Below are 24,715 nucleotides of genomic sequence, written 5' to 3'. Positions count from 1 at the left end.
GTCCGCCCTGGGGCGGGAGGTCGTTCCCAGCCTACCAACGCCGCCGCCGGTGTCGAGGCGCCCGGCCCGTCCGCCCGCCCCGGACGTGCGACGGCGCGTGCCGCCCCCCTCTCGGAAGGGGGCGGCCCGCGCCGTGGGACCGTCGGGCCCGGTGCCGTCCTACAGGGTGAGGTCGATGGCCCGGTCGGTCGGGGCCACGGGCTCCGGCAGACGGGTCGAGCCCATGAGGAACCGTTCGACGGCGGCCGCGCAGGCCCGGCCCTCGGCGATCGCCCAGACGACGAGGGACTGGCCGCGGCCGGCGTCGCCGCACGCGAAGACGCCGTCCACGCTGGTCATGTACCGGTCGTCCCGGGCCAGGTTGGTCCGGCCGTCCAGCTCGGCGCCGATCTGCTCGGTGATGTCCTCGGACTCGTTGCCGGTGAAGCCCAGGGCCAGGAAGACGAGGTCCGCCGGGATCACCCGCTCGGTGCCGCCCTTGGGGGCGCGCCGGCCGTCGGGCAGGTACTCGGTCTCGGCGACCTTCAGGCCGGTGAGCTTCCCGTTCTCGCCCACGAACTCCACGGTGGAGGCCATGTAGGTGCGGTCGCCGCCCTCCTCGTGGGAGCTCGACACCTCGAAGACCTTGGGCATCATGGGCCACGGGTCGGCGTCGGAGCGGTCCGCGGCGGGCTTGCGCCCGATCGCCAGGGACGTGATCGACGCCGCGCCCTGGCGGTTGGCGGTGCCGATGCAGTCCGAGCCGGTGTCGCCGCCGCCCAGGACGATGACGTGCTTGCCCGCCGCGGAGATCTGGTCCTCGACCTCGTCCCCGGCCACCACGCGGTTGCCCTGCACCAGGTAGTCCATCGCGAAGTGGACGCCGTCCAGGTCCCGGCCCGGGATCTCGAGATCCCGCGGCCGGGTGGCGCCGGTGGCGACCACCACGGCGTCGTAGCGGCGCTTGAGCTGGTCCCAGGTGATGTCCTTGCCGATCTCCACCCCGGGGCGGAAGCGGGTGCCCTCGGCGCGCATGACGTCGAGGCGCCGGTCGAGGACCTCCTTCTCCATCTTGAAGTCGGGAATGCCGTAGCGCAGCAGCCCGCCGATGCGGTCGTCGCGCTCGTAGACCGCCACCGTGAACCCGGCCTGGGTCAGCTGCTGGGCGACCGCGAGGCCGCCGGGACCGGAGCCCACGACCGCCACGGTCTTGCCGACCAGGCGCTGGGGCACGTACGGCTTGACGATGCCCTCGTCGAAGCCCATCTCCCCGATCGAGTACTCGATCTGCTTGATGGTCACCGCCGGCTGGTTGATGCCGAGCACGCACGAGGACTCGCACGGGGCCGGGCAGACCCGCCCGGTGAACTCCGGGAAGTTGTTGGTGGCGTGCATGCGCTCGACCGCCTCGGCGTCGAGGCCCCGCCACACGAGGTCGTTCCACTCGGGGATCAGGTTGCCGAGGGGGCAGCCCTCGTGGCAGAAGGGGATCCCGCAGTCCATGCACCGGCCGGCCTGCTTCTGCAGGACCCCCCGGTCCTGGGCCTCCTGGACCTCCTTCCAGTCCATGATCCGGACGGGCACCGGCCGCTTGGGGCGGTCGACGCGCTCGGTCACCTTCATGAAACCGCGCGGATCAGCCACGGGTCGTCACCTCCAGGATCTTGTGCCAGGCCTCGTCGCCGTCGGGGTCCTGCCCCTGGGTCCGGGCCTCTTCGCGGATGCCCTGCACGGCGGCGTACTCCCGCGGCAGGACCTTGGTGAAACGTCCGAGCGTGGCCACGGGGTCGGCCAGGAGCCGGTCCGCGAGCTCGGAGCCCGTCTCCTCGGCGTGCTTCGTGATGAGAGCCAGCACGACCTCGGCGTCCGCCTCGTCCAGGGGCAGCAGCTGCAGCTCGCCGCTGTCGCGCGCCTGCTTGTTGACCGAGGTCTCGGCGAGGTCGATGACGTAGGCCACGCCGCCGGACATGCCGGCGCCGAAGTTGCGCCCGGTACGGCCGAGCACCAGGGCGGTGCCGCCGGTCATGTACTCGCAGCCGTGGTCGCCGATGCCCTCGACCACCGCCGTGGCGCCCGAGTTGCGCACCAGGAACCGCTCGCCCACGGTGCCGCGCAGGAAGATCTCCCCGCTCGTGGCGCCGTAGCCGATCACGTTGCCCGCGATGACGTTCTCGGAGGCCTCGAACACCGCGTCCCGCTCGGGGCGCACGATGATCCGCCCCCCGGACAGGCCCTTGCCGCTGTAGTCGTTGGCGTCGCCCTCGAGCCGCAGGGTGATGCCCTGCGGGAGGAACGCGCCGAGGGACTGGCCGGCCTGGCCCATGAGCGTCACGTCGATGGTGTCGTGGGCCAGGACGTCCGTGCCGAACGTCCGCGTCACCACGTGGCCGAGCATCGTGCCGACCGCGCGGTCCGTGTTGATGATGTGCTGCTGGATCCGCACGGGCTCGCGCTTCTCGAGGGCGGCCCGGGAGAGCCGGATCAGCTCGTTGTCGAAGTGCTTCTCCAGCTCGTGGTCCTGGCCGCGCATGTTGCGCACCGCCGCGCCCCGGTGCTCGAGCACCGTGGAGTGCAGGATCGGCGAGAGGTCCAGCCCGTGCGCCTTCCAGTGGTCGATGGCGTCCTTGGTCTCGAGGACCTCGGCGTGCCCGACGGCCTCCTCGATCGAGCGGAACCCGAGCTGGGCCAGGTACTCCCGGACCTCCTCGGCGATGAACTCGAAGAAGTTCACCACGTGCTCGGCCCGCCCCGTGAACCGCTTGCGCAGCTCCGGGTTCTGGGTGGCCACGCCCACCGGGCAGGTGTCCAGGTGGCACTTGCGCATCATGATGCAGCCCTCGACGATCAGCGGCGCCGTGGCGAAGCCGAACTCCTCCGCCCCGAGCAACGCGGCGACGATCACGTCCCGGCCGGTCTTCATCTGCCCGTCCGCCTGGACGACCACGCGGTCCCGCAGCCCGTTGAGCATCAGCGTCTGCTGGGTCTCGGCGAGGCCAAGCTCCCAGGGGGCGCCGGCGTGCTTGAGGGAGTTCAGCGGGGCCGCGCCCGTGCCGCCGTCGTGCCCGGAGACGAGCACCACGTCCGCCTTGGCCTTGGTGACGCCCGAGGCCACGGTGCCGATGCCGATCTCGGAGACCAGCTTGACGTGCACCCGGGCCTGCGGGTTGGAGCGCTTGAGGTCGTAGATCAGCTGCGCCAGGTCCTCGATCGAGTAGATGTCGTGGTGCGGCGGCGGCGAGATCAGGGACACTCCCGGGGTGGAGTGGCGCGTGCGGGCGATCCACGGGTACAGCTTCTGGGCCATGAGCTGGCCGCCCTCGCCGGGCTTGGCGCCCTGGGCCATCTTGATCTGGATGTCGTCGGCGTTGGTCAGGTACAGGCTCGTGACGCCGAACCGGCCGGAGGCCACCTGCTTGATCGCCGAGCGCCGCTGCGGGTCGAGCAGCCGGTCGACGTCCTCGCCGCCCTCCCCGGTGTTGGACTTCGCGCCGAGCCGGTTCATCGCGATCGCCAGGGTCTCGTGCGCCTCCTGGGAGATGGAGCCGTAGCTCATCGCCCCGGTCTGGAAGCGCTTGACGATCGAGCTGACGGGCTCGACCTCCTCGAGCGGCACCGGCTTGCGGTCCGCGGTGAAGCCGAGCAGCCCGCGCAGGGTCAGCAGCTTCTTCGTCTGGTCGTCCACGAGCTTCGTGTAGGACTTGAAGATGTCGTAGCGGCCGGTACGGGTGGCGTGCTGCAGCCGGAAGACGGTCTGGGGGTTGAACAGGTGCGGCGGGCCGTCCCGGCGCCAGTCGTACTCGCCGCCGGTCTCGAGGTCCCGGTGGGGCTCGGTCACGCCGTCCGCCGGGTACGCCCGGCGGTGGCGGGAGGCCGTCTCCTCCGCGATCACGTCGAGGCCGATGCCGCCGATCTGGGTGTGGGTGCCGGTGAAGTAGTCGTCCACGAGCTCCCGCGACAGGCCGAGGGCCTCGAAGACCTGGGCGCCGCAGTAGGAGGAGACCGTGGAGATGCCCATCTTGGACATGATCTTCTGCACGCCCTTGCCCAGGGCCTTGATCAGGTTGTGCACCGCGTGCTCGGTGGTGATCCCGGTGAGGTCGCCCGAGCGGACCAGCTCCTCCGCGGACTCCATCGCCAGGTAGGGGTTCACCGCGGACGCGCCGTAGCCGATGAGCAGCGCCACGTGGTGGACCTCGCGCACGTCGCCCGCCTCCACGACGAGCGCCACCTTGGTGCGGGTCGCGGAGCGCAGGAGGTGGTGGTGCACGGCCGATGTGAGCAGCAGCGACGGGATCGGGGCCCACGCGCCGTTGGAGTCGCGGTCGGAGACTATCACGTACTCGACGCCGCGGGCCACGGCCGCGGAGACCTTCTCGCAGATCTCCGCGATCCGGGCGCGCAGGGACTCCGCGCCGCCGTCGGGGCGGTACAGGCCCCGCACCTTGAGGGCCGCGGGCATCCCGTCCTCGCCCTCCAGGTGCAGGAACTGGTCCAGCTGGTCGTTGTCGATGACCGGGAAGTCCACCGCGACCTGGCGGGTGCGCACCCGCTCGGTGGTCAGTAGGTTGCCGGAGGGGCCCACGGAGCCGCGCAGGCTCGTGACGAGCTCCTCGCGGATGGCGTCCAGCGGGGGATTGGTGACCTGGGCGAAGGACTGCACGAAGTAGTCGAACAGGGTGCGGGACTTCTCGGAGAGCACGGCGATCGGGGTGTCGGTGCCCATCGCGTAGATCGGCTCGGCGCCCTTGGCCGCCATGGGCCCGACGATCATCTTCAGCTCCTCCTGCGTGTACCCGAAGGTCTTCTGGCGCAGGGTGATGGAGGAGCGCGGGTGGATCATGTGCTCGCGCTCGGGGAGGTCCGTGATGTCGACGATGTTGCTGTCGGCCCACTCCTCCCACGGGGCGGCGGAGGCGATCTGGGCCTTGATCTCGGCGTCCTCCACGATCCGGCCCTGCGCGGTGTCCACGAGGAACATCGTGCCCGGGGACACGCGGCCCTTGCGCACGATCTTGCGGTCGCCGACGTCGACGACGCCGACCTCCGAGGCGAAGACGACCAGGCCGTCGTCCGTGACCCAGAACCGGCCGGGGCGCAGCCCGTTGCGGTCCAGCAGGGACCCGACCTGCACGCCGTCGGTGAAGGCCACCGCGGCGGGCCCGTCCCACGGCTCCATGAAGGAGGCGTGGTAGCGGTAGAACGCCTTGCGGGCGGGGTCCATGGTCTCGTGGTTCTCCCAGGCCTCCGGGATCATCATCATCATGGCCTGGGTGACGGGCCGGCCGGAGAGCACGAGCAGCTCGGCGACCTCGTCCAGGGACTGCGAGTCGGAGGCGCCCTCCGAGCAGATCGGGAACAGCTCCTCGGGGTTGCGGCCCAGCAGCGGGGACTTCAGCTGCGACTGGCGGGCGCGCATCCAGTTCCGGTTGCCCTTGACGGTGTTGATCTCGCCGTTGTGCGCGAGCGTGCGCATGGGCTGGGCCAGCGGCCACGAGGGGAAGGTGTTGGTGGAGAACCGGGAGTGCACGATCGCGAGCTCGGTGGTGAACCGCTCGTCGGACAGGTCCGGGTAGAAGGGCTCGAGCTGCTGGGTGGTCAGCATGCCCTTGTAGACGATCGTGCGCGAGGACAGCGAGGGGAAGTAGACGCCGGACCGGTTCTGGGCGCGCTTGCGCAGCCGGAACGCCTTCTGGTCCAGGCGCCGCCGGGCGGCCTCGTCCTCGGGGGCCGGCGTGGTCTCGGCAACGAAGAGCTGCACGAAGTAGGGCATGACCTCCCGCGCGGACCGGCCCACCACGGACTCGGCGACCGGGACGGGCCGCCAGCCGAGGACCTGCAGTTCCTCGGAGCGCGCGAGCTCCTCAAGGGCGCCCTGGATCCGCTCCGCGTTCTCCCCGCCGTGCGGGAGGAACGCGGTGCCCACGGCGTAGCCGCCCAGGGGCGGCAGCTCGAAGTCCAGCACGGCGCGGAAGAACGCGTCCGGCAGCTGGGTCAGCAGCCCGGCGCCGTCACCGGTGCCCTCGTCGCCGCCCACGGCGCCGCGGTGCTCCAGGTTGCGCAGCGCCGTCAGCGCCGCGTCGACGATCTCGTGGCTCGGTGCGCCGTTGAGGGTCGCGACCACGGCGAGGCCGCACGCGTCCTTCTCCTCGTCCGGGTGGTAGAGGCCCTGCTCCTCGGGCGCGTTGGAGAACTGCTCGAACGGGGACTCCGGCTGCTCCTGCGCGGTCTCGGCGGGATCGGCCGGACGCGGGTCCGTGCCGCCCTGGGCGGAAGTGTCACCGGGGGTGCCGGCCGGGGTAGAGGTCATGACTGACGTCTCCTCACCATGGGATGCGGTCAACAGGAGCGGCCCCCGCGGCAGAGCTCCGGTCGGGAGGTGCCGCCGGATCGTGAGCTGCCGCCGACGTCCTCGAGCAGTGATCGAGGGGGTGCCGGGCGGCGGAAGGGCCCCGTTCCAGGAATGTCCGACGATGGACGATCGTGGCGTGCACCGGAGCGGTGGACGTGGTTCACCCGTCCGCCGGTCAGGCGCTGGAAAAATCTAGCACTCAGATGTTACAGCTCTGAAAACTCTTCGGCCAGGAGCCCCGGTGCGGCCCCCGGTGCGGTATCAGGCGCGCGAGGACTCCACCGCGGCGCCGCGGGCCCTGCGGCGGCGGAGCACCACCGCCGCGAAGAGGGCCAGCCCGAGCAGCACGAGCCCCAGGGCGGTCCACACGTGCACGCGCAGGCCCAGCACCATGAGGGACGGGTCGATCCGCAGGAACAGCTCGATGAGCATCCGGCCCAGGCCGTAGTGGACCAGGTAGAGCGCGAAGAGGCGGCCGCCGTCCAGGCGGAACCGCCGGTCCAGGGCCAGCAGGAGCACCACGCCGGCCAGGTTCCACAGGGACTCGTACAGGAACGTGGGGTGGAAGAGGGTGTCCGCCGGCAGCCCGGCCGGGAAGTTCGGGCTGCCGGGGTCGATCTCGAGGCCCCACGGCAGGGTGGTGGGCCGGCCGAAGAGCTCCTGGTTGAACCAGTTGCCCCAGCGCCCGATCGCCTGCGCGAGCAGTAGGCCGGGTGCCGCGGCGTCGGCGAAGACGGCCAGGGAGACGTTGTTGCGGCGGCACACCCACCACGCGGCCGCCGCGCCGAAGGCCACGGCCCCCATGATCCCGAGACCGCCCTCCCAGATCCGCAGCGCGTCGACGGGGTCGGCGCCCGGGCCGAAGTAGCCGGCCGGGTCGGTGATGAGCACGTGGTAGACGCGGGCGCCCACGATCCCGGCGGGAACGGCCCACATCACGATGTCCCACACGATCTCCGGGTCCAGCCCCCGGGCCGCCCAGCGGCGCGTGGTCAACCACAGCGCCGCCGCGATGCCCGCGAGGATGCACAGCGCGTAGGCGTGCACGGTCAGCGGGCCGAGCGAGAAGCCGGACCAGTCCGGGGAGGGGATGCCCTGCCGGAGCGGGGCGCTCATCAGGGCGGGCACGGGGGGAACGGCGCTCAGCAGCATGCGGTGGGGCCTCGGCTCGTGGGGTCGTCGGGACGGGCGGCCCCGCCCGGAGGAGGGCGGGGCGCCACGTCACGCTATCAGGCGCGCCCGGCCAGTTCCCGGGCCAGCGCGCCCACGGCCTCGGGGCCGCCGTCGGCCAGCGCCTGCACGAGGGCGGTGCCCACGATGACGCCGTCCGCGTAGGCCCCGATCTCCTCGACGTGCTCCCGGCGGGAGACGCCCAGGCCCACGCACACGTGCTGGGCCCCGGCGGCCCGCGTGTCCGCCACGAGCTTCTCGGCGACGTCGGAGACGGCGTCCCGGGCGCCGGTGACGCCCATCACAGAGACCGCGTAGACGAAGCCGCTCGCGGCCTTGACCACCAGGTCGAGCCGCTCCCGCGAGGAGGAGGGCGCCACCAGGAAGATCCGGTCCAGGCCGTGGGCCTGGGACGCGGCGAACCACTCCCGGGCCTCGTCGGGGATCAGGTCGGGGGTGATGATCCCCGCTCCCCCGGCCTCGGCGAGCCGGCGGGCGAACGTGTCGACGCCCATCTGCAGGACGGGGTTCCAGTAGGTCATCACCACGGGCACCGCGTCGGTCCGCTCGGCCACGGCCCGGACCACGCGGAACACGTCGGCCACCCGGAAGCCGTTGGCGAGGGCCGTGGTGGTCGCGTGCTGGATCACCGGCCCGTCCATGACGGGGTCCGAGTACGGGATGCCGATCTCGATGACGTCGGCGCCGTTGATGCCCAGGGCCACGGCCGCCTCGATGGACTCGTCGACGGTCGGGAAGCCCGCGGGGAGGTAGCCGACGAGGGCCGGCCGGCCCTGGCCCCGGCACTCGGCGATGCGCGCGGCGAGCCGCGAGCCGGGGTCGGCGCTCAGTCCCGGCGGCAGGAGGCGGGACGCGAGGTCCGCCCCGGGGGTCTCGTGTCGGGTGGTGCTCACAGTCGCTCGCCCTTCTCGCCGAGCTCGGCCTCGGCGCTGTCGTCCGGGAGCATCCCGAACCATTCCGCGGCGGTCGCCACGTCCTTGTCGCCGCGCCCGGAGAGGGAGACCACGATGATCTTCTCCGCGGCCGCCTCCGGCCCGAGCTCCTCCACCCAGCGCCGGCCGATCTTCAGCGCGCCGGCCAGGGCGTGGGAGGTCTCGATGGCGGGGATGATGCCCTCGGTGCGGCACAGGAGCCGGAAGGACTCCATCGCCTCCACGTCGGTGATCGCCTCGTAGCGCGCCCGCCCGATGTCGTGCAGGTAGGAGTGCTCGGGGCCCACGGCCGGATAGTCCAGGCCCGCGGAGATCGAGTGGGACTCGAGCGTCTGCCCGTCCTCGTCCTGCATGAGGTAGGTCCGGGCGCCGTGCAACACCCCGGGACGGCCCAGCGAGATCGTGGCGGCGTGGCGTCCGGACTCCACGCCGTCCCCGCCGGCCTCGAGGCCGTAGAGCTCCACCGAGGGGTCGTCCAGGAAGCCGTGGAAGATGCCGATCGCGTTGGACCCGCCGCCCACGCAGGCCGCGACGGCGTCCGGGAGACGCCCGGCCTGGTTCAGGATCTGTTCGCGGGTCTCCTCGCCGATCTGCTCGTGGAAGTATCGGACCATCGCGGGGAACGGGTACGGCCCCGCCGCGGTGCCCAGCAGGTAGTGGGTGTGCTCGACGGAGGCGACCCAGTCCCGCAGGGCCTCGTTGATCGCGTCCTTGAGCGTGCGGGAGCCGTTGGTCACGGGCACCACGGTGGCGCCCAGCAGCTCCATGCGCGCGACGTTGAGGGCCTGGCGCCGGGTGTCCTCCTCGCCCATGTAGACCACGCACTCCATGCCGAACAGGGCGGCGGCGGTGGCCGAGGCCACGCCGTGCTGACCGGCGCCGGTCTCGGCGATCAGCCGGGTCTTGCCCATCCGGCGCGCCAGCAGGGCCTGGCCGAGCACGTTGTTGATCTTGTGCGAGCCGGTGTGGTTGAGGTCCTCCCGCTTGAGGAAGATCCGGCACCCGGCCTCGGCGGCGAAGCGCTGGGCCTCGGTCAGCAAAGAGGGCCGGTTCGAGTAGTCGCGGGAGAGCCGCTGGAACTCCGCGGTGAACTCCGGGTCGGCCTTCGCCTTCTCGAACACGTCCGTGAGCTCGTCGAGGGCGGCGATGAGGGACTCGGGCATCCACCGGCCCCCGAAGTCCCCGAAGTACGGCCCGGGGGCCTCGCGCAGGGAGGCGGCCTCCGCGGCGACGGCCTCCGCCTCGGCCTCGGGGACGTGCCGCCGGGCGCGCGCGGCGGCACCGGCGGCGCGGAAGGCCGCGATGGTGGACGCGGGCTCGGCGCTGCGCACGAGGGCCTCGCCGACTAGGACGGCCTTGGCACCGTGCGAGGCGTAGAGGGCGATCTGCTCCTCGCCCTCGACACCGGACTCGGCCACGATCACCGCGTCCTGGGGCAGGAGGCCGGCGAGCCGGCCGAAGGTCTCGACGTCGGTGTCGAGGGTCTTGAGGTTGCGGACGTTGACGCCCACGATGCGGGCGCCCACGGCGACCGCCCGCTCGATCTCCTCGGGCGTGTGCGTCTCCACCAGGGCGTGCATGCCCAGCTCGTGGGTCAGCGCGAGGAAGCGGCGCAGCTCGTCGTCGGAGAGGGCGGCGACGATCAGCAGGACGAGGTCGGCCCCGTGGGCGCGCGCCTCCCAGATCTGGTACTCGTCGACCGTGAAGTCCTTGCGCAGCACGGGCACCCCCACGGCCGCGCGCACGGCGTCGAGGTCCGCCAGGGAGCCGTTGAAGCGTCGCTGCTCCGTCAGCACGGAGATCACCGAGGCCCCGCCGTGCTCGTAGGCCGCGGCCAGGCGCGCCGGGTCCTCGATCGGGGCCAGCGCGCCCTTGGAGGGGCTCGAGCGCTTGACCTCGGCGATGACCTGCACGGCGTCCGCGCTGGGTCCCCGGAGCGCCGACTCGGCGTCCAGGGCCGGCGGCCGCTGCGCGGCGGCCCGGCGGAGCTCGTCGAAGCCGACGTGCTCACGGCGCTCCGCGAGATCTGCCTGGACGCCCTCGATGATGGCGTCCAGGACCGTCCCGGTGCTCTGTTGCGACATGGTTTCCTGTCCTCTCGGCGGCGCTGGCCGCGCTGGTGCGTTCGTGGGCCGCGCTCGGACCGGGCGGGGACGGCGACCGGTCCCTTCCGGGGACCGGTCGGCCCGTGCGCGTCCCGCGCTCCCGGGGCCGGCCCGCGCCGGCCCGGTCTCAGCCCTGGTGCTGGCGCGCCTCGTGCTTGCGCTGCTCGGAGCCGCTGCCGTGGCCCATCCTGCTCAGCACGGCGCCGGCGACGAGCCCGACGACGACCAGCACGATGCCCGCGATCAGCAGGGCGGTGCTGCCCACCGTGAAGCCCACCACGCCCACGATGACGCCCACCGACATGATGCCGACGGTCACCCACGCGGCCAGCGTGTTGCCGTGCCCCACGAAGCCGGTGTGGTCGAGGACGATCTCGTTTCCGTTTGCCATGTTGTTGCACTCCCGATTTCCCTGCCGGAGCCGGCCGGCTCCGCGCGCACGGCCCCGGCGGGGCGCGGCGGTTGCTGACAGTCTGTCCCGTCCCATTGTGCCACCCCTCGGGCCGCGCCCGCGCACGCCCCACGGGGCCCTGGGGCGCCCGCTCCCCCGCCGCGGCGGGCCCGGAGCCCCGGAGCGGGCAGGGCGCTCAGGCGGTGGGGTCGCGGCCCTCGGTGAGGGCGTCCCACGAGTCGATCTCGTCGCCGGAGCGGGCCGTCCCGGACGGGGGCCCGTCCGCCACGGAGCGCTCGTAGCGCCGGGCCGCGGTCCAGGTGCGGCCGGCCACGAGGGCCCAGGCGCCGCACAGCGCCACGAGCGCCGAGGCGGCCGCCGCGAGCGGGGGCCAGGCGGTGACGGCGAAGTCGCCGCCGGCGTTGATCATGCCGGTGGCCTCACCCACGGCGGTCTGCGCGGCCCCGGTCGGATCGGCCAGCACGGCCACGGACGCGGCCAGGGCGCCGAGGCCGGCGAGCACGACCACCACGGACACCACGGTGCGCAGCACCCGGCCGGAGATCGCCGTGGTGAGGGCGCCAGCGGCCGCGACGAGCCCGAGGGCGGTGACGGCCGGCGCCGCGTCGGACCCGGCGACGTCCACGGTCACGGGCTCGAGCGTGGTCTGCACCGTGGCGGAGACCCAGGTGGCGGCCGAGCAGGCGAACACGGCCAGGGCGGCGACCAGGGTGGCGAGCACCACCGTGGACCGCCGGGACAGCGCCGCCCGCCGGGAGCCGCGGGCCTCAGGCACGCCCGGCGCCCGTCTCCGGCACGGCCACCCGGTCGAGGTCCAGGGCGTGCAGCCGCTCGGCGAGCAGCACCGCCCGCAGCGGTGCGGTGGCCTTGTTGAGGGACTCGAGGGCCTCGGTCTCGGGGTCGGAGTCCGCGACGATCCCGCCGCCGGCCTGGACGTAGGCCTTGCCGTCGACGAGCAGGGCCGTGCGGATGGCGATGGCCATGTCCATGTCCCCCGCGAAGTCGAGGTATCCGACCACGCCGCCGTAGACGGCGCGGCGCAGGGGCTCGTACTCGTCGAGCAGGCGCAGGGCCCGGGGCTTGGGCGCCCCGGAGAGGGTGCCGGCGGGGAACGTCGCGGCGAGCACGTCGTAGGCGGTGGCGTCCGGGCGCATCCGGCCGACGACGTTGGAGCACAGGTGCATGATGTGGCTAAAGCGCTCCACCTCCATGAACTCCGTGACCTCCACCGAGCCCGGGACGGCGATCTTGGAGATGTCGTTGCGCGCGAGGTCCACGAGCATGAGGTGCTCGGAGCGCTCCTTCTCGTCCTGGAGCAGGTCCCGCTCCAGCGCGAGGTCCTCCTCGACCGTGCGCCCGCGCGGGCGGGACCCGGCGATGGGGTGGGTCACCGCCTGGTCCCCCGTGACGGTCACGAGCGCCTCCGGGGAGGAGCCGACGATCGAGAAGGGACGGCCGCCGGCGTCCTCGAAGCTGTACAGGTACATGTACGGGCTGGGGTTGATGGCGCGCAGCATGCGGTAGACGTCGAGGGAGTCGGCCGTGCACCCGGTCTCGAAGCGCCGGGAGACGACCACCTGGAAGATGTCCCCGTCCACGATGGCCTTCTTGCCCTCCACGATGGAGTTCATGAACAGGGTGCGGTCCCAGCTCTGGTCGACCTTGGACTCGAGGTCCCCCCGGATCTCGTCGCTGCCGGTGAGCGTCGAGGCCGTGCCGTGGCCGAGGGGCCGGGCGAGCCGCTCCAGCATCGCGTGAACCCGGTCCACGGCGTCGGCCCAGGCCTCGTCGACGCGCTCGTCGGTGTCGTCGAAGTTGATCGCGTTGGCCACGAGCATCACGGTGCCGTCCGTGTTGTCGTGGATGGCGATGTCCGAGACCAGGTTCATGGCCAGCTCGGGGATGCGCAGGTCGTCCTCCGGCGGGTGCGGGAGCTTCTCCCAGCGGCGCACGGCCTCCCAGCCGACGAAGCCCACGAGCCCGGAGGTCAGCGGGGGGACGTCCTCGAAGCGCGCCGTGTGCAGCAGCGCCATGGTCTCCCGCAGCGCCTCGACGGGGTTGCCGCCGGTGGGTGCGCCGGCCGGGGCCTGCCCGATCCAGTGCGCCTCGCCGTCCCGGGCGGTGAGCGTGGCCCGCGAGTTGGCGCCGATGAAGGAGTAGCGGGACCAGACGCCGCCCTCGGCGGCGGACTCGAGGAGGAACGTGCCCGCCCGGGCCGCCCCGTCCTCGAGGGCGAGGGCCCGGTAGAGACCGATCGGGGTCATGGCGTCCGCGAGGATCTTGACGCGGACGGGGATGACGCGGCGCTCCGCGGCGAGCGCGCGGAACTCCTCGAGCTTGGGGCTGATGCTGCCCAGGTCCTGCATGGGTGTCGACCTGACTTCCTGGTGGCGGACGGGAGGGAGGAGGGTGGCGGGGCTCAGACGGCGGCGACGGCGCCGAGGTCGCGGCCGTCGAAGCAGCTGCGGGTGCCGGTGTGGCAGGCCGCCCCGGTCTGGTCGACCCGGACGAGGAGGGCGTCGCCGTCGCAGTCGAGGCTCACGCTGTGCACGGCCTGGACGTGCCCGGACGTGTCGCCCTTGCGCCAGTACTCCTGGCGGGAGCGGGACCAGAACGTCACGCGGCCCTCCGTGAGGGTGCGGCGCAGGGCCTCGTCGTCCATCCAGCCCAGCATGAGCACCTCGAGGGTGTCGTGCTGCTGCACCACGGCGGCCACGAGGCCCGAGGGGTCGCGCTTGAGCCGCCGGGCCACGGCGGGGTCGAGGACGTCGGTTCCGGTGTCGGGGGTCTGCTCGCTCATCGCCACCCATCCTATCGACCTGTCCGGGCGGCCCGGCCCCCGGCGTCCGCCGGGATCCTCCGGAGCCGTCAGGGGGACTCCGGCCGGGCGCACCACCGGAGCCCGTTCGTGTCCTCGTCCGTGTCCTCGTACTCGTCGGGGGACTCCCCTGTGTCCGCGTGGCCGAGCAGCCGGCGGGTCAGCGCCTCCCGGCCGGAGAGGAGCTCGTCGAGGGCGGCGGACAGGTCCGCGTCCACCGCGCCCTCGCCCCGGACGGCCGCCGCGAGGACGGCCCGGCGGACCAGCTCCTTCGGGAAGGAGCCGGTGGTCCCCTCCGCGCGCGCCGCCGCGGCGTCGAGGGCGGCGGCGGAGAACCTCTGCTCCCCCGCGTACCGCCGGAACAGCCGGGACCGGGCGTCCGCGTCCGGCAGCGGCACCTCGACCGCGAGGTCCACGCGTCCGGGGCGCTCGGCGAGCGCCCGCTCCAGCACGGCCACGCGGTTGGTCGTGAGCACGAACGCGACGTCGGCGTCGCCGTCGAGCCCGTCCAGGGCGTCGAGCACCTCGAAGAGCACCGGCTGGGGCCCGGGCCCGAGGTCCCGGTCCATCGCCACGAGGTCGACGTCCTCGAGCACCACGATCGACGGCTGGAAGGTGCGGGCCACCTCGGCGGCGGCCCCGATGAGGTGCAGGCCCGACCCGGTCAGCAGGATCGCCGTGGTCCCCGGGGTGACGGAGAGCAGGTGCCGGACCGTGAGGGTCTTGCCGGTCCCCGGCGGGCCGTGGAGCAGGATCCCGCGCTTGAGGTGCTGGCCCGCGGCCCGGAGCGCGTCGCGGTGCTCCCCGATGCCCACGACGTGCCCCACCACCTGCTCCAGCAGGCCCGGGGGCAGCACGATCTCGTCGGCGGGCACGTGCGGGCGCGGCAGGAACGTGGCCCCGGCCTCGCTGCCGTACTCGGTGGCGGCGAACGAGAGCACCTGGCCGCGCAGCACGCTGCGCTCGAGCATCAGCGCCCGCAGCCGGGCGAGGAACGTGCCGCAGACGGCGGGGTCCGCGGCGAGCACCTCCAGGACCACCTGCGACCGGCCGTACTCGGGCCGAGGCATGCGCTGGAGCACGGCCACCGGCACCCCGTCCACGGTGAGGCACCGGATGCCGAACGCGACGACCTGCCGCTCGGTGGCCGGGCCCGTGGCCCGGGTCGCGTAGTCGACGGGGCCGATGCCGGCCCCGGAGTACGGGGCCGTGAGCAGCTCGGCGAGGCCGAGGTCGTCGCGGCTCCGGCCACCGCTGACGCCGAGGAGGGAGCCCGGCCCGTCCCCCGCCAGCTCGGCGAGGGCGATGTCGACGTCCGCCAGGCGGTGCGGGGCGAAGTCCTCCGAGACCACCGGCAGGATGCGCACGTCCGCGCCGAGCACCGCGGACAGGTGTCGCCCGAGCGGCGTGGGCTCGTCCCCGCGCTCGGGCGGCAGGGCGGCGAGGCGGTCCACCAGGCGCCGGACCGAGCGCAGGAGCTGGGCGTCGTCCGGATCAGGGACCGGCCCGGCGGGAGAGGAGTCGTCCATGGGCCGACCCTACCGGGACGGTGGGCAGACGGGTGGCGGCGACGGCCAGGAAGGACACCGCGAGGATCAGCACGGACAGCCCGAGGGCGTAGGTGCCCACCGCGCGATAGCCGCCCACCAGGGCGGGGTCGAGGAAGAAGTACGGGTACCAGCCCACCAGCTGCCCCCGGACCAGGGTGTACACGGCCCACAGCGCCGGGAACACGGTGGACGCCCAGGTGGCGGCCCAGCGCAGCCGCCGGCGGCCTGGGCACAGAAGGAAGTCGGCCACGGCGTAGACCGGCAGCACGAAGTGCAGCACCTGCGAGGACAGCGGGACGAGGAAGAGGTGGCCGAACAGCTCCGCGTTGGCCAGCAGCACCCCGAACACCGCCCCGGAGACCACGGTGTAGGTGGTGGCCATCGCCCGGAGCCCGGTCAGCCAGCCCGGCTCCTGCGCCCCGGCGGCGGTGTGCAGGAGGGCCAGCAGCACGGCGAGGATCAGCAGCACGGCGCTGTGGACCGTGAAGTAGCTGAACAGGTTCGACCCCAGGCAGGTGCGCGTCACGAAGGCGCAGTCCGCCCGCGAGACCAGGGCCCAGACCGCGACGGCCAGGGCGCAGGCCCGGGCGGCGACGACGACGACTCGCACGTTCGTCCTCCTCCCGGTCCTCCGGGCTCCAGGATAGGAGTTCCGGCCCCGCAGGCCGTGCCCGCCCGCCCGTGGCCCTGCCGGGTCGGCGGCGCCTATGGTGGGAGCAGGACCAGAGCGGCGACGGCGGGCGGGACCGAGACGATGCATCCCAGGACGGCGACGGAACGGCGCGCGGCCCCCGGCACGGCGGTGGCCGCGCTCGTCGTCGCGGTGCTGTGCGGCTGCGGGAGCCCCGACGCACCGGGCCCGCCGACCGGCTCGCCCACGGCCGCGGCGCCCCCCGCCTCCCCCGCTGCGTCGCCCACTCCCGCCACGGACGTCACGTGGGGCGCCTATCCGGACCGCCGAGAGGCGTGTGCGGCGGTCGCCGACGACCTCCTGGTGCTCGCGCTGCTGCCGGCCGGCCTCTCGGCGGGCCCGACCGTGGCGGAGGTGCAGGACGTCGAGGACGAGGTCGAATCCGTGCGCGGGGCCGCTCCTCCGGCGCTGGCCGCGGACTACGCGCGGGTGCAGCTGCTGGTCGACTCCTACGGGGAGGACCTGGCGGAGGACTCCTCGGCGCGGTTCGACGGGCAGGCGCTCGACGAGGCGCTCGCCCCCGTGCGGGACTGGCTGGAGGGGACCTGCCGGGACGGGGACCGGGCCTGAGGACTCAGCGGTGCAGCGTGGTGCCGGGCGGCTCCCCGAACCGGGCCCGGTAGGCGGTCGCGAAGCGCCCGGGATGGCCGAAGCCCCAGCGGGCCGCGACGGCCGCGACCGTCACGCCCCCGGCCGGGTCGGCCCGGAGCAGCTCCTGCCGGGCGGCGTCCAGGCGGGCCTCCCGCAGGTAGCCGACGGGGGTGCGGCCGAGCTCCCGGCGGAACGCGGCCTGCAGCCCGCGGGGACTCATCCGTGCCGCCGCGGCGATCTCGGCGAGACCGACGTCCTCGTGCAGGTGCTCGTCGACGAAGGCGACCGCCCGGCGCACCTGCACCGGCAGCGCCGGTGCGCTCCCCGACGGCGCCGGCTGCGCCAGGAAGGTGTTCGGGAAGCAGTGCAGCAGGGCACCGGCCAGCGACCGGAACGCCTCGGCCCGCACCAGGGGCGTGCGCAGCGCCTCCGCGTTGGGCAGCAGGTCCCGGTGGAAGTGCCGGACCTGGGCCAGCCAGTACCGCGTCATCTGCGCGGACACGGGCGCGCTGCCCGTGAAGCGCAGCGCGAAGTCCGGCGTACCGAGCAGGCCGCGCGCGATCTCCTCGACCGAGCGGGCGTCCAGGACCACGGTGCTCAGCTCCAGCAGCCCGTCCCACCGGCCGCCGTACAGTCCCTGGGGCAGCAGGAACGGCAGGGTCGTGCCGATGCGCTCCTTCCCGGAGCTGACCGTCAGCCGCCCGCTCAGCACGTGCACGACCGAGTACGTGCCCGAGACGTCGCCCGTGCCGGAGGACTCCGAGGTGGACAGCCGGAACCGGTGCGCCAGGAGCGGGCCCACCGAGGCCGCCGCCATGCGCAGCTCGAACGAGCCGTCGGTGGGCGGGCGCATGCCGAGACCCGTGTAGAGCTCGGACATGGCGGCGATGCCCCGGTCGGCGTCGTTCGTGGCGAACGACGTCCGGCGGACCGGGTCCGCCGCGGGACCGGAGTCCTCTCCCGGCGCGGACGTCTCGTTCGTGGTCATGGATGTCCTCGGCATGTGCAGGGGCGGCCCCGTTCCGGGACCGCCCCTCGTGCGGTGCGCTATCGGCGGTTGAGGAGGCCTCGCAGCTTGCCGCCCAGACCGCGGACGCTCCTGCCCCCGCCCGCCTGGCCGGCGGCGTTCATTCCGCGGGTTCCCCGGCGTCCGCCGGCGGGACGGCCGGCGGTCCCCCCGGCACGTCCGGTGAAGCTCCTGATGATGCTGTTCAGTCCCACGGTGGACTCTCCTTCGGGTCGGCCTGTCGAGCGACTGTCGTCAGCTCACTGTCGACTCTACGCCCGGTGGACGTCCCGGACCACGGGGCCGTTCAGCGGACCTCGTGGCCGGCCGCACGCAGCGCGTCCTTGACCTCGGCGATCGCGTGCACGGGACCGAAGTGGAAGATCGAGGCGGCGAGCACGGCGTCCGCGCCCGCGTCCACCGCCGGCGGGAAGTGCTCGGGGGCGCCCGCGCCGCCGGAGGCGATGAGGGGCACGTGCACCCGGGCGCGCACGGCCCGGATCATCTCCAGGTCGAAGCCCGCCTGGGTGCCGTCCGCGTCCATGGAGTTGAGCAGGATCTCCCCCACGCCGCGGTCCTCGGCCTCCTGCGCCCAGTCCAGGGCGTCGAGACCGGTCAGCGTGCGCCCCCCGTGGGTCGTGACCTCGAAGCCGGAGGGCGTGTTGCCCGTGCGGCGGGCGTCGAGGGAGAGGACGAGCACCTGGCTGCCGAAGTGCCCGGTGATCTCGTCGATCACGCCGGGCCGGGCGACCGCGGCGGTGTTGATGGACGCCTTGTCCGCGCCGCAGCGCAGCAGCCGGTCGACGTCGGCGACCGCGCGGACGCCGCCGCCCACCGTGAGCGGGATGAAGACCTGCTCGGCCGTGCGGGAGACCACGTCGAAGGTCGTGGCCCGGGCGGCCGAGGACGCCGTGACGTCGAGGAACGTCAGTTCGTCCGCACCGGCCTCGTTGTAGCGCTTGGCGAGCTCCACCGGGTCACCGGCGTCGCGCAGGTTCTCGAAGTTCACGCCCTTGACGACTCGACCGGCGTCGACGTCCAGGCAGGGGATGACACGTACGGCAACGCCCACGGGCGGCACCTCCTCGGCTGCGGGGATGGGGCGGGAAGGGGTCAGATCCGGGCGGCCTGGATCGGGGATACCAGGATGGCGCGGGCCCCGACGTCGTAGAGGGCGTCCATGACCTTGTTGGTCTCGGACTTGGGGACCATGGCGCGCACGGCCCAGGCGTTGCCGCGGCCGAGCCGGGAGATGGTGGGCCCCTCCATGCCGGGGGTGATCCGGGTGGCGGCCTCGACGTACTCCTCGGCGACGTCGTAGTCCATCAGCACGTACTGCCGGGCCACGAGCACGCCCTGCAGGCGCCGCCGGAGCACGGCCAGGCCCTCGGGCTCCCCGGCGGCGCGGCTGCGGATGAGCAGCGCCTCGGAGGTCATGATGGGGTCGCCGAAGACCTGCAGGCCCGCGGCGCGCAGGGTGTTGCCGGTCTCCACGACATCGGCGATCGCGTCCGCCACGCCCAGCCGGATGGAGGACTCCACGGCGCCGTCGAGGCGGACCACGGAGGCCTCCACGCCCCGCTCGGCGAGGTAGTCGCGCAGCAGGCCGTCGTAGCTCGTGGCGATCCGCCGGCCCGCCAGCTCGGCGATCGAGGAGAACTCGCCCGCCGGGCCCGCGAACCGGAACGTGGAGCGGGCGAAGTCCAGCCCCAGGTCCTCGTCGGCGTGGGCCCCGGAGTCCAGGAGCAGGTCCCGGCCGGTGATCCCGACGTCGAGGATGCCCCCGCCCACGTACACCGCGATGTCCCGGGGGCGCAGGTAGAAGAACTCGACGTTGTTCTCGGGGTCCACGAGCACCAGCTCGCGGGAGTCCCGCCGCTGCCGGTAGCCGGCCTCCTTGAGCATGGTGACGGAGGACTCGGACAGGGCGCCCTTGTTGGGCACTGCGACACGCAGCATGGGGTTCCTTCTCGGCTCAGGGAATTCGGTGGGGCGGGGACGCCGGTGCGGCGGGGCGCTCAGAGGTGGCGGTAGACGTCCTCGAGCCGCAGACCCTTCGCGACCATCATCACCTGCACGTGGTAGAGCAGCTGCGAGATCTCCTCCGCGGCCTGCTCCGAGGTCTCGTACTCGCAGGCCATCCAGACCTCGGCGGCCTCCTCGACGACCTTCTTGCCGATGCCGTGCACGCCGGTGTCGAGCTCCCGGACCGTGCCGGAGCCCTCCGGTCGGGTCACGGCTTTGTCGCTGATCTCGGCGAAGAGGGTCTCGAAGGTTTTCACGACTACCAGGGTAATGGGTCCGCGACGGCCTCCGGACCGGCGGGGGCCCGCACGGCGCGCGGGGCGGGGCTCAGACGCCGAGGGAGCGCAGCAGCAGCGCGGTGCGCACCGCGGCGGCCGTGGCCTCGTAGCCCTTGTCCTCCTGGGAGCCCTCGAGCCCGGCGCGGTCCAGGCCCTGCTGCTCGGTGTCGCACGTGAGCACGCCGAAGCCCACGGGCACGCCGGTGCGCACCGACACGTCCGTGAGGCCCTGCGTGGCCGCCGAGCACACGTAGTCGAAGTGCGGGGTGCCGCCGCGCACGACCACGCCGAGGGCCACCACGGCGTCGAGGCCCGGGGCGAGGCGGGCCGCGGCGACGGGCAGCTCGAAGCTGCCCGGCACGCGCACGACCGGCGCGTCCCGCACGCCGGCGTCGGCGAGCGCGCGGCGGGCGCCGTCGACCAGCCCGTCCATGATCTCGGTGTGCCAGCTGGAGGCGACGACGGCGACGCGCAGGCCGCTCGCGTCGTCGGTGCTGAGGTCGATGTCGGGGGCGCCGTGTCCGCTCATGGGGTGTGGTCTCCTGTGCTGTTGGTGGTGCTGTCGGTGGTGCTGTCGTACGTGCGGTCGGTCGTGCGGTCGGTCCGGTCGGCGGGCTCAACCGCCACGCCGCGGTGGGCGGTGGGGTCGTCGACGTGGCGCAGGTGGTGCCGCATGCGGTCCCGCTTGGTCACGAGGTAGTCGTGGTTCTCCGGGCGGGCCGGCACCTCGTTGGGCACCATGGCGACCACCTCGATCCCCAGGTCGGCCAGGCGCTCGGCCTTGACGGGGTTGTTGCTCAGCAGCCGGATCCGGGTCAGCCCGAGGCGGTGCAGGATGGCCGCCGCGGCGGTGTAGTCCCGGGCGTCGGCGGGCAACCCGAGCAGCTCGTTCGCCTCGACCGTGTCCGCCCCGCCGTCCTGGAGCTTGTAGGCGCGCAGCTTGTTCACCAGCCCGATCCCCCGGCCCTCGTGGTTGCGCAGGTAGATGAGGGTGCCGCCGTCGTCGGAGATCCGGCGCAGCGCCAGGTTCAGCTGGGGCCCGCAGTCGCACCGGTAGGAGCCGAAGACGTCCCCCGTGAGGCACTCGGAGTGCAGCCGCACGAGCGGGGGCCGGCCCACGGGCACGCGGTCCGAGGAGGGCGCGGTGAGGCTGAGGTGCTCGGCCACCGCGTCCCCGGGCCCGCCCGGCAGCTGCCAGCCGATCACCTCGAACCGGCCCTCGGGCGTGGGCACCACCACGGGTTCGGAGCTGACCAGGGGGGCGTCCGGCCTCATCGGCGGTCCTCCTGCAGCTGCGCCGCCAGGTCCTCGATGCTCACGAGCGGGATGCCGTGCCGGTCGGCGAAGGCGCGCAGGGCGGGCAGCCGCATCATCTCGCCCTCGTCGTGGACGAGCTCGGCGATCACCCCGACCGGCTCGAGCCCGGCGAGCGAGCACAGCTCGACGGCGGCCTCGGTGTGCCCGCGGCGTACGGCGACCCCGCCCTCGGCGGCCCGGAGGGGCAGCACGTGCCCGGGCCGGGTGATGTCCCCGGGCCCGGCCGCGGGGTCGGCCAGCACCCGGGCGGTGAGCGCGCGGTCGGCGGCGCTGATGCCGGTGCTCACCCCGAGGCGGGCGTCGCACGTGACGGTGTAGGCGGTGCCCTTCGAGTCCTCGTTGACGTCGACCATCGGGGGCAGCCGCATCGCGTCGGCCCGAGCCCCGGTCATGGGCACGCACACGACCCCGGAGCTGTGCCGGATGGTGAAGCCCATCAGCGCGGGCGTGGCGTGCTCGGCCGCGAAGACGATGTCGCCCTCGTTCTCCCGGTCGGCGTCGTCCACGACGACGACGGGCCGGCCCTGGGCCATGGCCTCGACGGCCGCCCCCACGGGGTCGAGCCGGATCTCCCCGGTCGCCCCGTCGCCCCCGCGGCCGGTCCCCTCGTGGGTGCTGCTGGTCCGCATCATGCTCCTTCTCCTGCCGTGGTCCGGGCCGTCTCCGGCGCCGGGGTGCTGTCGGTCCGGGCGAAGGCCAGCAGGCGCTGGGCGTACTTCGCGAGGACGTCGACCTCGAGGTTGACGGACGCGCCGACGGGGCGGCGTCCGAGGGTGGTCTCGGCGAGGGTGGCCGGGATGAGCCCGACCTCGAACCAGTGCTCCGCGGCACCGGGGGCGCTGACCGCCGTCACGGTGAGGGACACGCCGTCCACGGCGACCGACCCCTTCTCGGCGAGGAACGGGGCGAGCTCGGCGGGCACGGCGACCTGGACCCGCTCCCACTCCCCCAGGTCCTCGCGGACCGTGACGGTGCCCGTGCCGTCGACGTGGCCCTGGACCACGTGCCCGTCGAGCCGCCCGCCGGCGGGCACGCAGCGCTCCAGGTTCACGGTGTCCCCGGCGGCCAGGGCCCCGAGGTTGGTGCGCACGAGCGTCTCGCCGATGACGTCGGCCAGGAACTGCCCGGGGCCGATCTCCTCGGTGCGCGTGGCCGTGAGGCAGACCCCGTTGACGGCGAGGGAGCCGCCGTGCGGCAGGTCGGCCACGAGCGGCCCGGCGTCCACGAGGAGGCGGGCGCTCGTGCCGTCGGGGCGGGGGTCGACCGAGCGCACGGTGCCCTGTCCGGCGACGATTCCTGTGAACATGCGGTGCTACCTCTGTCTCTGTCTCGGTCTCTGACTCTGTCTCGGTCGGTCTGTCGGTCTTCGCTGCCGGCGGTCCGCTCAGTCCGGCGGGACGGGCCGCAGGTGGATCCACAGATCGGGGCCGAGCTGCTGCACGGGCCCGCCGCCGGCGGGGTCGAGCCGCCACCGGGAGGCGTCCGCGAGGGTGCCGATGCCCAGCTCCTCGAAGGCGGGCCGTCCCGTCCCGAGCACGAGGGGCGCCTGGTAGAGGCTGAGCTCGTCGACGAGCCCCGCGCGCAGGAAACCGGCGGCGACGGTGGCCCCGCCCTCGATCAGCAGGTGGCGCACGCCGGCGTCGTAGAGCTCGGCCAGCGCGGAGTGGGGGTCGCGGGTGGCGACGTGCCGGAACCGCCCGTCGGTCCCGCGGATCGCGGCGTCCGGGGGCACGGGGCGCAGGCCCATGGCCACGCGCAGGGGCTGCCGCGGGACGACGCCGCCGTCGCCGGTGCGGGCGGTGAGCCGGGGGTCGTCGGCCAGGACCGTGCCGCTGCCCACGAGGACCGCGTCGGCACGGGCGCGCAGGTCGTGCCCGTGCTCGCGGGCCGACGACGACGTGATCCACCGGCTGGTCCCGTCCGCGGCGGCGATCCGGGCGTCGAGGCTCTGGGCGACCTTCAGGGTCACGAATGGGCGCTGGGCGCGCACGGTCTCGCCCCAGCGGTCGTTGAGCCGCTCGGCGTCCTCGGCCAGCAGCCCCGAGCGGACCTCGAGGCCCGCGGCGCGCAGGGTGGCGGCTCCGCCGGCGGCGGCGGCGGTGCGGTCGGGGGCGCCGTAGACCACGCGGGGCACACCGGCCTCCACGATCGCCTCGGCGCACGGGCCGGTGCGGCCCCAGTGGTTGCACGGCTCGAGGGTGACGTACATGGTGGTGCCTCGGAGGTCGGTGCCGGCGGACTCGGCGCGCTCCAGGACGTCGACCTCGGCGTGGACGGTGCCCGCCCCGCGGTGGTGGCCGACGTGCAGGATCCGCCCCTCGGCGTCGACGAGGACGGCTCCGACGAGAGGGTTGGCCCCGCGCGGGCCGCGCGCCGCCGCGTGCAGGGCGGTCCGCATGACCGAGCGCTCGGCGTCGTCGCCGGTCCGGTGCTGCGGGTCCATCACGTCGTCCTTTCCCGGGGCGGAACCGGGGCGCAGGACAACGGTGCCGCCGTCGGGACCCACGGGTCCCGACGGCGCCGTGGCCGGTGCCGTCGACGGCACGCCACGAGGGCCGTTGAACGTGTTGCCTTCCATCCAGACTGTGACTGTCGGTACCGGAGTTCCACCGGTTCGGCCGGGCGACCCGTCGGTGCGGGCGCTGGGCGCCCGCAGGGACGTGGTCGTCCGGTTCGCGGACTGTGACCGCCGGTTCGGACTTCCACCGACCCCGGAACACGTTGTTCGTGCCCCGATTATGTCACAGGGCGTGCCCGCGGCGGCCCGCGGCCGGCCGGCTCAGGACTGTGCGGAGCGGGCCGCCCCGCGCAGGGCCGTGATCGCGGTCCCGGGGTCCTCCGCGCCGTAGACGGCGGAGCCCGCCACGAACGTGTCGGCCCCGGCCTCCGCGGCCCGCGTGATGGTCTCCTCCGTGATCCCGCCGTCCACCTGCAGCGCCACCCGTCCCCCGCCGGCCCGGATCGCCTCGGCGGCCCGGCGGATCTTCGGCAGCGTGACGTCGAGGAAGGCCTGGCCGCCGAAGCCGGGCTCCACCGTCATGACCAGGAGCATGTCCAGCTCGGGCAGCAGGTCGAGGTACGGCTCCACGGGGGTCGCGGGGCGCAGGGCCATCCCGGCGCGGGCGCCGTGGGCGCGCAGCTCGCGGGCCAGCTTCAGCGGGGCGCGCGCGGCCTCGGCGTGGAAGGTGACCGACTCGCAGCCGAGCTCGGCATAGCCCGCGGCCCAGCGGTCCGCGTCCTCGATCATCAGGTGCACGTCCAGCGGGAGGGGGCTGACGGCGAGGATCCGTTCCACGAGGGGCATACCCAGCGTCAGGTTCGGGACGAAGTGGTTGTCCATGACGTCCACGTGCACGGCGTCGGCGGCGGCGATCCGGCCCAGCTCGGCCTCGAGGTTGACGAAGTCGGCGGAGAGGATCGAGGGATGGATGCAGGTTCGGGGCACGGGGACTCCTGGTGGTCGGGCGGTCG

At 73.8% G+C, this 24,715-nt stretch carries 22 protein-coding genes and 1 riboswitch; of the genes, 1 reads left to right on the top strand and 21 read right to left on the bottom strand.

Annotated elements, in window-relative coordinates; translation table 11 throughout:
* Window positions 1–159: 159 nt before the first annotated feature.
* The 11 genes from RF647_RS07815 to RF647_RS07765 form a co-directional block, all read right to left on the bottom strand.
* Entirely contained in the window at window positions 160–1,623 is a 1,464-nt protein-coding gene (locus RF647_RS07815; RefSeq protein WP_368811237.1) for a glutamate synthase subunit beta, read from the bottom strand.
* Window positions 1,616–6,286 carry a glutamate synthase large subunit gene (gene gltB, locus RF647_RS07810; protein WP_368811236.1) on the bottom strand — a complete coding sequence of 1,557 codons (4,671 nt, stop codon included), beginning with the start codon at window positions 6,284–6,286 and terminating at the stop codon, window positions 1,616–1,618. The genes RF647_RS07815 and gltB overlap by 8 nt, the downstream gene beginning before the upstream one ends.
* Before the next feature lie 303 nt (window positions 6,287–6,589).
* Window positions 6,590–7,480: a prolipoprotein diacylglyceryl transferase gene (lgt, locus tag RF647_RS07805; RefSeq protein WP_368811235.1), complete on the bottom strand. Its 891-nt coding sequence runs from the start codon at window positions 7,478–7,480 to the stop codon at window positions 6,590–6,592.
* A 77-nt stretch (window positions 7,481–7,557) separates the two neighbouring features.
* On the bottom strand, window positions 7,558–8,361 hold the full coding sequence (gene trpA / locus RF647_RS07800; protein WP_368811398.1) for a tryptophan synthase subunit alpha: 804 nt from the start codon (window positions 8,359–8,361) through the stop codon (window positions 7,558–7,560).
* A 47-nt stretch (window positions 8,362–8,408) separates the two neighbouring features.
* The gene (gene trpB, locus RF647_RS07795) at window positions 8,409–10,535 is read right to left on the bottom strand and encodes a tryptophan synthase subunit beta (RefSeq protein ID WP_368811234.1); all 2,127 of its coding nucleotides are present in this window, start codon (window positions 10,533–10,535) and stop codon (window positions 8,409–8,411) included.
* Between the two features lie 148 nt (window positions 10,536–10,683).
* Window positions 10,684–10,947 (bottom strand): HGxxPAAW family protein, encoded by a 264-nt coding sequence (locus RF647_RS07790; protein ID WP_017833959.1) that lies wholly within the window; start codon window positions 10,945–10,947, stop codon window positions 10,684–10,686.
* A gap of 196 nt (window positions 10,948–11,143) precedes the next feature.
* Window positions 11,144–11,743 (bottom strand): Trp biosynthesis-associated membrane protein, encoded by a 600-nt coding sequence (locus tag RF647_RS07785; protein WP_368811233.1) that lies wholly within the window; start codon window positions 11,741–11,743, stop codon window positions 11,144–11,146.
* The gene (locus RF647_RS07780) at window positions 11,736–13,334 is read right to left on the bottom strand and encodes an anthranilate synthase component I (protein WP_368811232.1); all 1,599 of its coding nucleotides are present in this window, start codon (window positions 13,332–13,334) and stop codon (window positions 11,736–11,738) included. The genes RF647_RS07785 and RF647_RS07780 overlap by 8 nt, the downstream gene beginning before the upstream one ends.
* Window positions 13,335–13,387: 53 nt before the next feature.
* A complete protein-coding gene (hisI, locus tag RF647_RS07775; RefSeq protein WP_017833956.1) occupies window positions 13,388–13,768 on the bottom strand; it encodes a phosphoribosyl-AMP cyclohydrolase in 381 nt (126 codons plus the stop codon).
* A gap of 68 nt (window positions 13,769–13,836) precedes the next feature.
* Window positions 13,837–15,315: an AAA family ATPase gene (locus RF647_RS07770; protein ID WP_368811231.1), complete on the bottom strand. Its 1,479-nt coding sequence runs from the start codon at window positions 15,313–15,315 to the stop codon at window positions 13,837–13,839.
* Window positions 15,281–15,946 (bottom strand): Pr6Pr family membrane protein, encoded by a 666-nt coding sequence (locus RF647_RS07765; protein ID WP_368811230.1) that lies wholly within the window; start codon window positions 15,944–15,946, stop codon window positions 15,281–15,283. Before RF647_RS07765 ends, RF647_RS07770 begins: the two co-directional genes overlap by 35 nt.
* A 144-nt stretch (window positions 15,947–16,090) precedes the next feature.
* Between RF647_RS07765 and RF647_RS07760 the strand changes: the two genes are divergently transcribed.
* Window positions 16,091–16,597, top strand: a complete 507-nt coding sequence (locus tag RF647_RS07760; RefSeq protein WP_368811229.1) for a hypothetical protein — start codon at window positions 16,091–16,093, stop codon at window positions 16,595–16,597.
* A 4-nt stretch (window positions 16,598–16,601) separates the two neighbouring features.
* Here the strand turns inward: RF647_RS07760 and RF647_RS07755 are convergent, their stop codons facing one another.
* The 10 genes from RF647_RS07755 to rpe form a co-directional block, all read right to left on the bottom strand.
* Window positions 16,602–17,606 carry a helix-turn-helix transcriptional regulator gene (locus RF647_RS07755; protein ID WP_368811228.1) on the bottom strand — a complete coding sequence of 335 codons (1,005 nt, stop codon included), beginning with the start codon at window positions 17,604–17,606 and terminating at the stop codon, window positions 16,602–16,604.
* A 325-nt stretch (window positions 17,607–17,931) separates the two neighbouring features.
* Window positions 17,932–18,696: an imidazole glycerol phosphate synthase subunit HisF gene (gene hisF, locus RF647_RS07750; RefSeq protein WP_035924012.1), complete on the bottom strand. Its 765-nt coding sequence runs from the start codon at window positions 18,694–18,696 to the stop codon at window positions 17,932–17,934.
* A 41-nt stretch (window positions 18,697–18,737) separates the two neighbouring features.
* Window positions 18,738–19,583: an ATP phosphoribosyltransferase gene (gene hisG / locus RF647_RS07745; RefSeq protein ID WP_017833949.1), complete on the bottom strand. Its 846-nt coding sequence runs from the start codon at window positions 19,581–19,583 to the stop codon at window positions 18,738–18,740.
* Window positions 19,584–19,642: 59 nt separating this feature from the next.
* Window positions 19,643–19,906, bottom strand: a complete 264-nt coding sequence (locus RF647_RS07740) for a phosphoribosyl-ATP diphosphatase (RefSeq protein WP_017833948.1) — start codon at window positions 19,904–19,906, stop codon at window positions 19,643–19,645.
* Between the two features lie 70 nt (window positions 19,907–19,976).
* Complete coding sequence (ribH, locus tag RF647_RS07735; protein ID WP_017833947.1) at window positions 19,977–20,456, bottom strand: 6,7-dimethyl-8-ribityllumazine synthase; 480 nt, start codon at window positions 20,454–20,456, stop codon at window positions 19,977–19,979.
* Entirely contained in the window at window positions 20,453–21,202 is a 750-nt protein-coding gene (locus tag RF647_RS07730; RefSeq protein WP_368811227.1) for a GTP cyclohydrolase II, read from the bottom strand. Before RF647_RS07730 ends, ribH begins: the two co-directional genes overlap by 4 nt.
* Complete coding sequence (ribB, locus tag RF647_RS07725) at window positions 21,199–21,873, bottom strand: 3,4-dihydroxy-2-butanone-4-phosphate synthase (protein WP_126347014.1); 675 nt, start codon at window positions 21,871–21,873, stop codon at window positions 21,199–21,201. The genes RF647_RS07730 and ribB overlap by 4 nt, the downstream gene beginning before the upstream one ends.
* Entirely contained in the window at window positions 21,873–22,550 is a 678-nt protein-coding gene (locus RF647_RS07720; protein WP_368811226.1) for a riboflavin synthase, read from the bottom strand. The genes ribB and RF647_RS07720 overlap by 1 nt, the downstream gene beginning before the upstream one ends.
* 78 nt (window positions 22,551–22,628) lie before the next feature.
* Window positions 22,629–23,687 (bottom strand): bifunctional diaminohydroxyphosphoribosylaminopyrimidine deaminase/5-amino-6-(5-phosphoribosylamino)uracil reductase RibD, encoded by a 1,059-nt coding sequence (gene ribD / locus RF647_RS07715; protein ID WP_368811225.1) that lies wholly within the window; start codon window positions 23,685–23,687, stop codon window positions 22,629–22,631.
* A 117-nt stretch (window positions 23,688–23,804) separates the two neighbouring features.
* A riboswitch (FMN riboswitch) is annotated at window positions 23,805–23,968 on the bottom strand.
* 55 nt (window positions 23,969–24,023) lie between these two features.
* Complete coding sequence (rpe, locus tag RF647_RS07710) at window positions 24,024–24,689, bottom strand: ribulose-phosphate 3-epimerase (protein ID WP_368811224.1); 666 nt, start codon at window positions 24,687–24,689, stop codon at window positions 24,024–24,026.
* Window positions 24,690–24,715: the final 26 nt, after the last annotated feature.

The sequence above is a fragment of the Kocuria sp. CPCC 205263 genome, assembly GCF_040981075.1.
In the GTDB taxonomy this organism is placed as follows: domain Bacteria; phylum Actinomycetota; class Actinomycetes; order Actinomycetales; family Micrococcaceae; genus Kocuria; species Kocuria rosea.
This window is presented reverse-complemented; position numbering and strand designations above follow the sequence as displayed.

Coding starts and splice junctions, on each gene's coding strand:
- gltB (WP_368811236.1), bottom strand. CDS start 6,286: ATGACCTCTACCCCGGCCGGCACCCCCGGTGACACTTCCGCCCAGGGC.
- lgt (WP_368811235.1), bottom strand. CDS start 7,480: ATGCTGCTGAGCGCCGTTCCCCCCGTGCCCGCCCTGATGAGCGCCCCG.
- trpB (WP_368811234.1), bottom strand. CDS start 10,535: ATGTCGCAACAGAGCACCGGGACGGTCCTGGACGCCATCATCGAGGGC.
- RF647_RS07790 (WP_017833959.1), bottom strand. CDS start 10,947: ATGGCAAACGGAAACGAGATCGTCCTCGACCACACCGGCTTCGTGGGG.
- RF647_RS07780 (WP_368811232.1), bottom strand. CDS start 13,334: ATGCAGGACCTGGGCAGCATCAGCCCCAAGCTCGAGGAGTTCCGCGCG.
- hisI (WP_017833956.1), bottom strand. CDS start 13,768: ATGAGCGAGCAGACCCCCGACACCGGAACCGACGTCCTCGACCCCGCC.
- RF647_RS07770 (WP_368811231.1), bottom strand. CDS start 15,315: ATGGACGACTCCTCTCCCGCCGGGCCGGTCCCTGATCCGGACGACGCC.
- RF647_RS07760 (WP_368811229.1), top strand. CDS start 16,091: ATGCATCCCAGGACGGCGACGGAACGGCGCGCGGCCCCCGGCACGGCG.
- RF647_RS07755 (WP_368811228.1), bottom strand. CDS start 17,606: ATGACCACGAACGAGACGTCCGCGCCGGGAGAGGACTCCGGTCCCGCG.
- hisG (WP_017833949.1), bottom strand. CDS start 19,583: ATGCTGCGTGTCGCAGTGCCCAACAAGGGCGCCCTGTCCGAGTCCTCC.
- ribH (WP_017833947.1), bottom strand. CDS start 20,456: ATGAGCGGACACGGCGCCCCCGACATCGACCTCAGCACCGACGACGCG.
- RF647_RS07730 (WP_368811227.1), bottom strand. CDS start 21,202: ATGAGGCCGGACGCCCCCCTGGTCAGCTCCGAACCCGTGGTGGTGCCC.
- ribB (WP_126347014.1), bottom strand. CDS start 21,873: ATGCGGACCAGCAGCACCCACGAGGGGACCGGCCGCGGGGGCGACGGG.
- RF647_RS07720 (WP_368811226.1), bottom strand. CDS start 22,550: ATGTTCACAGGAATCGTCGCCGGACAGGGCACCGTGCGCTCGGTCGAC.
- ribD (WP_368811225.1), bottom strand. CDS start 23,687: ATGGACCCGCAGCACCGGACCGGCGACGACGCCGAGCGCTCGGTCATG.